At 57.9% G+C, this 9,493-nt stretch carries 16 protein-coding genes; 1 reads left to right on the top strand and 15 read right to left on the bottom strand.

Features of this window, described 5'->3' with window-relative positions:
- Positions 1–4 precede the first annotated feature (4 nt).
- Positions 5–379, top strand: a complete 375-nt coding sequence (locus ASC90_RS06525; protein WP_156392863.1) for a hypothetical protein — start codon at positions 5–7, stop codon at positions 377–379.
- 663 nt (positions 380–1,042) lie between these two features.
- Here the strand turns inward: ASC90_RS06525 and ASC90_RS06520 are convergent.
- From ASC90_RS06520 to ASC90_RS06450, 15 genes are all read right to left on the bottom strand, one after another.
- The gene (locus ASC90_RS06520) at positions 1,043–2,296 is read right to left on the bottom strand and encodes a hypothetical protein (protein ID WP_056537084.1); all 1,254 of its coding nucleotides are present in this window, start codon (positions 2,294–2,296) and stop codon (positions 1,043–1,045) included.
- A 193-nt stretch (positions 2,297–2,489) separates the two neighbouring features.
- Positions 2,490–2,801 carry a hypothetical protein gene (locus ASC90_RS06515; protein ID WP_056537081.1) on the bottom strand — a complete coding sequence of 104 codons (312 nt, stop codon included), beginning with the start codon at positions 2,799–2,801 and terminating at the stop codon, positions 2,490–2,492.
- On the bottom strand, positions 2,798–3,151 hold the full coding sequence (locus ASC90_RS06510) for a hypothetical protein (protein WP_056537078.1): 354 nt from the start codon (positions 3,149–3,151) through the stop codon (positions 2,798–2,800). Before ASC90_RS06510 ends, ASC90_RS06515 begins: the two co-directional genes overlap by 4 nt.
- Entirely contained in the window at positions 3,148–3,717 is a 570-nt protein-coding gene (locus tag ASC90_RS06505; protein WP_156392862.1) for a hypothetical protein, read from the bottom strand. Before ASC90_RS06505 ends, ASC90_RS06510 begins: the two co-directional genes overlap by 4 nt.
- A complete protein-coding gene (locus ASC90_RS06500; protein ID WP_244480322.1) occupies positions 3,714–4,136 on the bottom strand; it encodes a hypothetical protein in 423 nt (140 codons plus the stop codon). Before ASC90_RS06500 ends, ASC90_RS06505 begins: the two co-directional genes overlap by 4 nt.
- Before the next feature lie 75 nt (positions 4,137–4,211).
- Positions 4,212–4,493, bottom strand: a complete 282-nt coding sequence (locus ASC90_RS06495) for a hypothetical protein (RefSeq protein WP_056537072.1) — start codon at positions 4,491–4,493, stop codon at positions 4,212–4,214.
- Entirely contained in the window at positions 4,490–4,933 is a 444-nt protein-coding gene (locus tag ASC90_RS06490) for a hypothetical protein (protein WP_056537069.1), read from the bottom strand. The genes ASC90_RS06495 and ASC90_RS06490 overlap by 4 nt, the downstream gene beginning before the upstream one ends.
- Positions 4,930–5,124, bottom strand: coding sequence for a hypothetical protein (locus ASC90_RS06485; RefSeq protein ID WP_056537066.1), 195 nt, complete (start codon positions 5,122–5,124; stop codon positions 4,930–4,932). The genes ASC90_RS06490 and ASC90_RS06485 overlap by 4 nt, the downstream gene beginning before the upstream one ends.
- Positions 5,125–5,880, bottom strand: a complete 756-nt coding sequence (locus tag ASC90_RS27845; RefSeq protein ID WP_082519833.1) for a recombination protein NinB — start codon at positions 5,878–5,880, stop codon at positions 5,125–5,127.
- Position 5,881: 1 nt separating this feature from the next.
- Positions 5,882–6,964, bottom strand: coding sequence for a hypothetical protein (locus ASC90_RS06475; protein ID WP_244480321.1), 1,083 nt, complete (start codon positions 6,962–6,964; stop codon positions 5,882–5,884).
- A complete protein-coding gene (locus ASC90_RS06470) occupies positions 6,961–7,983 on the bottom strand; it encodes a hypothetical protein (RefSeq protein WP_056537063.1) in 1,023 nt (340 codons plus the stop codon). The genes ASC90_RS06475 and ASC90_RS06470 overlap by 4 nt, the downstream gene beginning before the upstream one ends.
- The gene (locus tag ASC90_RS06465) at positions 7,976–8,206 is read right to left on the bottom strand and encodes a hypothetical protein (RefSeq protein WP_056537060.1); all 231 of its coding nucleotides are present in this window, start codon (positions 8,204–8,206) and stop codon (positions 7,976–7,978) included. Before ASC90_RS06465 ends, ASC90_RS06470 begins: the two co-directional genes overlap by 8 nt.
- A complete protein-coding gene (locus ASC90_RS06460) occupies positions 8,203–8,466 on the bottom strand; it encodes a hypothetical protein (RefSeq protein ID WP_056537056.1) in 264 nt (87 codons plus the stop codon). The genes ASC90_RS06465 and ASC90_RS06460 overlap by 4 nt, the downstream gene beginning before the upstream one ends.
- Positions 8,466–8,672, bottom strand: coding sequence for a hypothetical protein (locus ASC90_RS06455; RefSeq protein WP_156392861.1), 207 nt, complete (start codon positions 8,670–8,672; stop codon positions 8,466–8,468). Before ASC90_RS06455 ends, ASC90_RS06460 begins: the two co-directional genes overlap by 1 nt.
- A 5-nt stretch (positions 8,673–8,677) precedes the next feature.
- Positions 8,678–9,064 carry a hypothetical protein gene (locus ASC90_RS06450; RefSeq protein ID WP_056537050.1) on the bottom strand — a complete coding sequence of 129 codons (387 nt, stop codon included), beginning with the start codon at positions 9,062–9,064 and terminating at the stop codon, positions 8,678–8,680.
- Between the last annotated feature and the right edge of the window lie 429 nt (positions 9,065–9,493).

Here is a 9,493-nt window from a genome sequence, read left to right as displayed (position 1 = left end):
GAATGTGCCAGCACCCCAGGATGTGGTGGGAGTTGAAGCGTTTGTTTTGGACATGCACGCCGCACGACAACCATCGCTTTCCAATTGCGGCATGAATTGTGGTAGCCCGAGTGAGCTTGAAATAGAAGTCGGCGATGCAACGTTTACGTCGCCGCTGCTAGTCTTCGAACTGCCGACCAAAGACGGATTTGATGTAGCGAAGGATGGCGGTCACGCTATCGAAGATCAATCTCGGTTCGTCGGGATCAATCAACTCAGATTGTCATGTGCCAGCGACCTGTTGTTGCGGATATCGTTCATTGCCTCGAAGACGCTGATCGAACTCTTGATGATCGTTCTGACATCTGTGAAAGGTTGCGCTGCAAGCCGAGGTGCTTGACGTACCGTCCAACCCGGGAGTGAAGCGGGTCATCAACCCGGACTCGGCCTGGCGATATGCCGCTCGATCGTTTCTAATCGGGGGGCGATCACCGCTGAAAGCGGAGCTAATGGAGCTACTGTGACAGTCTTCTTACCTGCGGCAGAGGTGGTGGATGCAAACCTTCGTTTAGATGACCGTTAGACGCGCTTGAAATATCCTGCCGTTGAAAGTGGTGCACGGTCACCAGGCAACGCAATGGACGTAAAGGTCACGGACAATCCGTCGAAACTCGAATAGCGTTGCGGCCGCGGACTACAGGTTGGAAGGCGGCCAGCTTGTCTTTGTACACGTCGAAGAGCGCCGCGCTTCGAACGCGAACGGCGCAGGTTCGACTCCTGCGGAATGCGCCATCAATCTCGACGGCTTTGCTACCGCCGGCGCATTCGCGTCCAACCTATTGTTGGCGATTCCGTTGGCGGTAACTTTGGGCATTTATTCAAGCGTTTGCTTGAAGCCTTGGCCCGTAAGGGAAGGCGGTGGTCGGAGTGGAGAGATTCGAACTCCCGACCCTCTGGTCCCAAACCGCACTCTTGGCTCCAAAAAGCCTATATTCCCGAGAAAACCGGATGAGAACATTTCGGAACTTCGCGGGAACAAAGCGGTTCTACTCCCACACGACTCTCACAGTTTCCCGCCGTCGATCACCCGCACCTTGCCGCTTGATTTCGTCTTAGGCGCAAACAGCTTCCGCTTGGTGTGCTTCTGCAGTTTGGTGATGATTTCCTCGGTAGCACGCATGGGCTCTTCGAGGTAGTCCGGATCGAACTTCTCATACCAGTCTGTGGTCTTCGATCCTTCGTTGACCGAGTGGCCCAGCCACTTCGACCGCTGCTCCTTGGAGACAGGGAACGATGCACGGCGCATGTTCGTCGCCATGAAGTGCCGCAGCGTGTAGCATGTCATCTCTGGCATGCCGAGACCGATATCGGTCACCCCCTCATCATCTACCGTAGGCTTCCCGATCTTGTTCAGGCGCTTTTCAACCGTGTCCTGATACTGCCGTATCGGCTTGTCATCTCCCCAATGCGTGAACCAGGCGGCAAGGTTTGTCGTCATCCGGATAACTGGCCGGCGCTTCTTCGTCTGCCGTCTGCCGATTGGATTGAGATCGAGCGTCCCGAACTCGTAGTTCGCCTGCTTGGAGAGACGGAGGTCGAATATAGCTTCGTTTCGAGCGCACGTGTTGAGCATGATCATCACGAAGCGGAAATCGTCTTCCTCCTCGATCGCGTCTATCCAGCGGCCCAGATCCTGAAACGTCGGGATGAACTCGCGAGGCCGGGACACTTCACCGCCGATGTGTTCGGCGATTTCCTCCTGATTACAGAAGATGGCAATCGGAGCGTCGAGCATCTGGACCTCGACTTCTTCCTCGGCGATCATGATCAACTGAGGCACAGACGCGTAGTGCACAGCGGCGCGAACTGCAATCATGTAGGTCATTATGGATTTGGCGCCCAAGCCGCTCTCTGAGGCCATATGGGCCCACACACGGCGTTGATTAAGCCGGGTGAGGTCTGCGACCTTCGGCGCCCCCATAAACGATTTAAAGGCGGCGTAGACAAGCTCCGAAGCTCGCCGTACCGCCGCCATCTGCTTGTAGCCCTTCGGCTCTGCATAGTGATCCTGATAGTGCTTCAGGACGTCGAAGAGATAGACTTCTCTTGGGTCGCGGGTCGACGGGATAGGTGCGCCGAGGATGGCGATAAGTTCTTCTTTGGCCGCTTCGAGATCGATTGCAGCCAAAGCTTTTCTCTTAACGCGTCCGCTTCCGTCATCGTACCAGTATCGGTAGAAGCCGTTGCGACCGGGCTCGGTGCCGATCCACTGGTCCTTGTACTCCCAAAGTCCCTTTGGTCCTCGGTCTCGCCGCATTCCATTTCCTTTATCAGGGCATCGTTCAGATCCGAACGCGGATAGCTGACCTTCCCCTCTTTCCCCTTGAAGAAACGCACCTTGCCGTCACGGCGCCAACGATTCAATATCTGAGCGCTTAGGAAAGGGTATTCCTCCAAGGCCTGATCGTGCTGGATCATCTGGCTTAGTATGTTATCCACAGGTCCGGCATTCATTGAATCGCCCCCGCGGATCTATCTGGCAAGGCTATGATCACGTCCGCTACCGAGGTTGGCTTCGCGAACCTTTCGAGAAAAACCCTCTCGCCTTCATCCGTAATCGAAAAGTCATGCTCGCCATGCATCCGAACGAGCGGCCCGTTGGCCATGAGGAGCGCGGTGAATACGAGCTTTATTTTCACGCCATCGGGAATAGCATCGGTTCGCATCAGCTCCATGCGGTTGACGCGAGAGACGCCCTTGCGCTTGGAGCGCAGCAGCAAATCCAGAACGCACCATTCAACGTCGTTTAGTTCTGCGCTCATTTGCTTCCGCCCTCCTTACGATCGAGTAGAGCGGCGCGGGCTGTGTCCCATGCGCGGTCGATCCGGTCTCTGCCGATCTCACCAAGGAACGGGCTATGGCTATCGTTCAAAGCGAGCAGATCCTCCAGCGCCTCCCGCAGCTTCACCACCTCATCTAGGACGGGTGCGGGTGGTTCATTGGGTGTCACGCCTTCCGTTGGGGTGGTGAGGGCAGTGCGGAGGCGCTCCCAATCGTTACGGGCATATTTTGCCAGCTTGTAATACGCTTCCTCTTGGTTGCCATATGACGCTTCAAATTCGTCCCAGCGCTCCAAAAGAGACTTGGCTACTTCCTTTAGTTCTTCGCTCACGCTTCACCGCCTTCCGTTGGCTCTACGGCTAAACACGGCTTGTGTCGCGTCAGTGAAATCATGGCCAATTCTCCTGGTTTCTCGAGTTGATAGAATGTCTGATTGGTTTGGCCGACATAGCCCTTCTGCCAATGGATCGCGGCAATGCCGTTTCCCATCGGGAAGCCCAATTTCGAGCCTGTCCCATACCAACGCATATTTTTCATCGCGCCGAACTGGTGGCCCTCCGTTACTGTCCCGTATCCCGAAAAGATGTTTCTGGCGGGAACGAGGAAAACGACGTTTTGAGCGTATCGGAACGCATGTCGCATAAACTCTCGGGTTTTTGAGTACGGTGGATTTCCGATGATCCAATCGACATGCTCGCTCCAAGCGAAGAAATCACGACCCTCATCGATCTCACACCACAAGCAATCGGGGATATATTTCAAGAAAACGCCTTCGCCCTTTGATGGCTCCAATATCCGGCCAGTTGGCCTGAAGAATTCAACCATGTCAGACGCGCACCAATCCGGCGTGAAAACGCGGTCGCCTCTTTTCTCTGGTGTGTTGGACACCGCCGTCACGCTTCCCCCATCTGCGCGTAGTTGCGTTCAAGACCAAGAACAGAGCGGCTTTCACCGGACACGAAGCATTCGAAACACACAGGTCGGATAGCGAAGCTGCGTTTAGTCGCCACCCGTATTTTCTCTGCTGTGAGTTCTTGCGGGAATTTCCACTTGCAGCATTTCCCGCATTCTTGCTGGCGAAGTCCGGCCCGAAGCTGGACGCGAGCCCATTCGTGCCATTCTAGATAGCCCTTGGGTGCAGGGTCTCCGCCCTTGTAAGTTGGGATGATGTGGAGGTGAGCAAAATCAGAACGGTAGGGCGTCATCGTCATAGCTCCCTTGCTCGGTGATGTTCTGTTCGGCTTCCTTGATCCGGTCTTGCTCTTGGTGATGTGCTTCAAAGCATGGGTAGCAAAGCCCCCAATCAGGATCACCACCGCTGTTCCAGATGTTCTGGCCACACATGCCGCAGCACGTCTGCTTCCATCCTGGCTCTAGCCACCAAAGTCCGCTCATTCGCCACCTGCCTTCGCCAGCGCCGCTACCGTCATCTCGATTGCTGTCGACAGTTCTGGCGATCGCTCATCACCAGGAACGAAGATCGAGGCGGAGAGTGCTTTCAGCGCCTCAAAAAGATCAGGAGCTGCGGCGAGCAGGCAGGCGTCGTAAGTCGTGACCAACAAGCCAACGCCTTCGTCATATTCGTATGTTGGCACGAGGACGCTCTTGTTTTCAGAGAAGATACCTTCGTCTCCGTGGAAGCTCCAAGGGCCGAGCGTGTGTTTCCCGCTCATCGTTCTATCCTCCTGCATGTCTCAGTGCTGGCGTGGGGGTGGGAGTCGACCGCCTGGTAAAGCTGACGGGGCGGCAACTGCGCCTTGGTCGAGCGGTGAGCGGTCTTCTCGGACTTGGGGAAGCCCGGTGATTGGATCGGGCGGCTCTGCGCATTGGTCCGCAGATAGTTCGCCTCGACGCGCTTCGCCTTGGCGATGACCTTCACGTCCTGCTTTGTCTTGGGCTTGTGGCAGCACTCGAGTCCGAGCAGCTTGCCGTCGTCGACCGTCAGCTTGCGGGACTTGTCGACCTGCAGTGCGTCGGCGATTGTGTGGTCGACCTGATAGCGCTTCTTGCCGAGGATGAGCCCGCAGCCTTCGCAGGCGATCTCACCGCTTTCCAGCATGGCGCGCTTTACGATCTGGGCGTAGACGGCTTTTGTGAACTCACGACGGCTCATGACGCCCTCCGCAACTGCTGTCGATGTCTGGCGATCTCCTGCCGGCCGCGCTCGGTTACGAGCATGAGCGGGCGCTGGGTGTACCGGCACAGACCGCGCTCGATCAGGTACGATTCGATCCGCTCGTCTGCTACGCCAAACGCGCCGTTGCGGTCCTTGCGGGCCATGAGGGTGGAGAGGGCCTGTTTCATCTACAAAGCTCCAATCTCGATGCCAGCGTGGCCGGCTACGATTTTCATTGCGTCTGATTTTTTCGTGGTCCGCATGACGACGTCTTTGCAAACGCGGTAGATCGACCCAGCCTTGAGCCGCTCGTCATCCGTCGGGCCCGTATGGTCGAGAACGTTGCAGGCCATCCGCTGATTATTCAGGATGGCGATGTTGTCTTCGACGTCGCCACGGTCATGAGTTGCCGCCCAAAGCATCCTGGCTACCGTTGGCAGCCATTCGAAGGAGTTGGAGGCTGACGGCGAGGGCGCACCATCAGCCTCCGGTGCAGACGACGCGGGAGACTGCTCGTCTGCGACCGGCTCCGGGGAGGACTGGGAGCCGGATTCTTGTTCTTTCGGATTGTGAAGGACGATGCCGCGGTCGGCTGCCTCCTTCAGGATGAACTCGATGAAATCGGTCATCTCCTGTTTGGACAGGTCGGAAGACGACATCTCGATCGGCAAGAAGGTCTTGCCGTCCAGGCTGGGCAGAAAGCTGATCTCGCGCCCGAAGGCATGGAGGAATATCGCCTTCCACTGTGCCGGCTCGTACTTCTTGCCGATGTGCTCGAACTGCTGGGCGAACTCAGTCAACAGCGCCCAGAGCATATCGTTCTGCGGCAGAGTCCGCTTGGATGCCTTGAACTCGACGCGAGTGCCTACCGGCGCCTTGCCGATCCAGTGGACGGCTTTCTGCCGATCTGACGGCGTATCCAGGACGAGGAGCGCGCGACCCATATCAGCCTCCGTTCAAAGGGTGGATCTGCGCTAGACGGCGCTGCTTGATCTTGTGGGCGATGTCTAGATTGACGTCGTCGCCGTCGAACGTTCCTTCCGGGTCAAGGCCGGTCCAGATCTCCTCGATTGTCGCGTCATCCATTGCGCCGGAAAGCGCTTCCTCGAGTTCCTGAAAGAACTCGGATGCATCGATCTGGCTTGCGCCGTCGACGACCTGCTCATCGGCTTGCTGATCGCTGCTATCGGTGACGTCGGTCACTTCAGCATCTTCAACAGGAGGAGACGGTGGTGCCGGTGGCTTTGGTGGAGTGTGAGGCGTGACGTCGCGCATCTCGTCGGCGTCGGAAATCTCGCGCGCTTCGAACTCGTCCCGGATGCCGCCTAGAACGTCGCCGAACAATTCACGAAGGCAAAATCCGGCTGCGCGCCATCCAAACATGCGCTTGTAGAAGCGGTACCATGGTGCATCGTTGGGTTGGTCCTTCTTGAAGACCTTGCTGCCATTTTCCCAAACGTATTTGTCGACGGTCGAGTTTTCCTGATACAGGCCCGCGCGCTTGGCGTCCGAGACCGTAAAGATGACGGTTTTTTTCTCGCCTGTATCAAGTCGCTCTGCCTCACAGTACCCGCCGGCCCGCTCATCTTCAGAGAGAGCCTTGAAAGCTTCTTCCGTGCAGCCTGGAAACTCCTTCTCATCTTCCTCCGATGGAAGAACTCCGGCTGCGCGAAGGAGCCGCCGGCTGTACTTTGTGTAGCCAAAGTCCAACAGCTTCACTTTGCCGGACTGCCTGACCACGTTGATGAGGCCGTCGCCGTAGAGCGCGGGTTTGCCATTGATGACCGTGAAGCTCCGAAGCGATACCATTGGCTTCAGACCGAGTTCCGCACCAGACATGATGCAGACAGCAACAGCGCTGGCGGCGTCGTCTCCAGTTTTCTTCCCGATCAGCGCCGACGGCGCGAGGCCAGCCGACACAACGGCCCGAGAAATACGGAACGTCTCTTCGAACGTCTGCGGCACGATGGCCATGACCTGGCCGCCACCGGCCAGCGACGGGATATTGGTTTTCACGGGAGCGTTCATCGTACCGCCGCCTTCTCGTCTGTGGTGATGCCTGGGATGTTGGTGCGGCCCGCATCGAGCGCACGCTGTGCGAGCTGGCGAAGCGTGTCCTGCATTGTCGGGTGGTCGATCATGTAGGTGGCCAGCGCCAGCCAGTCGGTGACGTCTTTCAGAACCGTCTTGACCTGAACCGATGCGGCCTTGCCGTACGTTGCCTTGATTGGCGCCGGAGCGGTCTCCACAACAGTTTCGACCTTCGGCGCGTCAATGACTGCCGCTTCACCTTCCTGCTCGCGGGCGGCCTTCTCAGCGGCGATGCGCGCCTGTTCGACCTGCTGCTGCCGCTGGCGTTCGGCCCGGAGCTTTGCAGTCTCCCAATCGCCGATCGCATCGCGCACCTTGTCAGCGCCGGCCTTCGCCGACTTAACAAGCGGCTGCCACTTGGTATCGACAGCCTTGCCCGCTTCGAGATGCGGTTCCTTCTGCTTGACGCGGATCTTATCGGCCTGGCCGGAAAGCTCGTTCAGGCGATTGCGCAGCGATAGTGCCTTTGCTGCGGTCGCGTCATCGGCGATCTTGGCATAAGCATCCATGCCGGCGAGGGCCGCGGCGATCTGGTCCTTGAGGCCTTCTGCCTCGTCGACCAACTCATTGCCCGAATTGTCGCCGACCGTCGGCTCTGGTGGCTGGACCTGGGCGGCGACGACCTTGTCGTCATCAGGCCAGCCTTTGCCCTCGATCGCATCGTTGTACGCCTGAAAGGAAACAGGGTTGCGGCAGGCGAACGTCCAGATCTCGTCAGGGCGAACTTCACGACCGGCGCGATACGCTACAAGCTCGGTCGATCCTTCCGGGTAGTAGATCGCAACAGGCTGCCAAGGGCTGTCCTTGAAGCGAGTGCGGTAGTAGCCCTGCTGTGGCTCGTTCTCATGGACCGGGAGCGTCTTTCCGACGGCTGCAGGGTTCTTGAGCGCTGCTTGCCACCAAGCCCAAGGGCCGACGATTTTTGACGCAAGTGCGCCGATAGACTGCTCAGCCATTGCGGCTCTCCTGTTGTGCGAGGAATTGATCGTGAGACGCGCCGATCGCGCGTGGGATGGAAACGAGGGCGATGAACGTCGCGATGGCGCCGATGAGGATCGAGGTCGAGATGATCTCGACGACCGAGAACTGATGAAGAGGGGCCGGGATCGCCCGTGGCTGCTGGTGGCATGTGCCGGGAGCGCAGCCGCATTCGCCGAGGGTGCGGAGGTGGCAGATCATAACGCCCCTCCTTCAAGCTCTTTGCAGAGCTGCTGCATCATGGCCGACGCCAGATCGTCTTCGTCGAGTTCATCGATCTGCTCGTCGATGTCGGCCTTGGCGGCTTCAAGCGATGCAGAGCATCCGCAGCGATTGTCGTTGCCGTCTGGTGCGCCGTCGAAGTCATCGTGGTGCCAATCCCAATCAACTCCACATGAGGCAGGGACAGGCTTCGGGTTGAACGAGATCCAGTAGTCGCGGTAGGAGATGCGCTCGCTCATCACTCAGCCCTCGTAGTGTGAGCTTCGATGACGCGCATGATCGCTTCACGGCACTCGTCGTTGCACTTTAGGAACCTCTCTGCAGGGTTCTCCTGAAAATGCTGCCAGGAGCCGTCCGGCATGTCGTAACCGGCTTCCACGATCTCGTGACGCTCGATAAAGTTCATCGCGGCGATGATGTTGCGGAGTTCGCTAGCGGGGATCATGGCCATCACTCCGCAGCAGCCGGTGAGATCGCCGCCAAGATCGGGCGGAACACCGGGTGGACGTCGTACTCAAGACGAGCGTCACGGGCGGCATCAGGGTCCGGCTGCTTCGACTGCTCCAGTTCGTCAGCCCATTCCTGAGCGCAGTGGCGACCGTCGGAGGTCTTGTCGTCGTAGAGGACCGCAATGATCTGCTGGCAGATCATCTGCTCGAAGCTGTTCCCCGTGTCGACCGGCATAGGCAGCGTGCGCTTGCCGTCCAGAACGATAGAGCTGATGACGAAATCGCCGTCGCCGTTGTCTTCAAGCGTGGCGCGCCCATAGAGCAGGCAGCCCTCGCCGAGACCCGGCAGCTTCAGTTCGTCGAAGAGATATTCGGTTTTGAATGCCATCTGCTTGCCCTCTCGTTGAGCCGATCACGTTTCTCGCGTCCCGCTTGGGAGGTCAGTCGTGATGGGCTGATGAGAAGAAGTTATACGCAGAAAACGTAAGACGCAAGAGAAATCGTACGCGAAGCGCGTAAAAATGATTTGCGTGGTTTGCGTAAGGCGGCTAAAAGAAAAGCGCCGGCGGGATGATCCGACCGGCGCTCAAAGCAGCATCAATGATGTATTCGGCTTAGCACATCACAATAATTGATGGAAGCCGAAAGCTGCCGAGAGGTGCTGAAAAGCGCAAAATCTTGGGTCCGCTCGGAGGTTCCCGCCAAGATGATGTGGTTCAGAGGCGCAAAGGCAGCGGTTTTTCAAGGGCATTGTCCCGCGCCGCCGATCACTCCGGCAAATCAATCCCAACGCGGTACTGGTGCCAGACTCACCAGG

The organism is Rhizobium sp. Root1220, assembly GCF_001426265.1.
Taxonomy (GTDB): domain Bacteria; phylum Pseudomonadota; class Alphaproteobacteria; order Rhizobiales; family Rhizobiaceae; genus Rhizobium.
The sequence above is the reverse complement of the archived record's forward strand: the minus strand, read 5'-3'. Positions and strand labels throughout refer to the sequence as shown.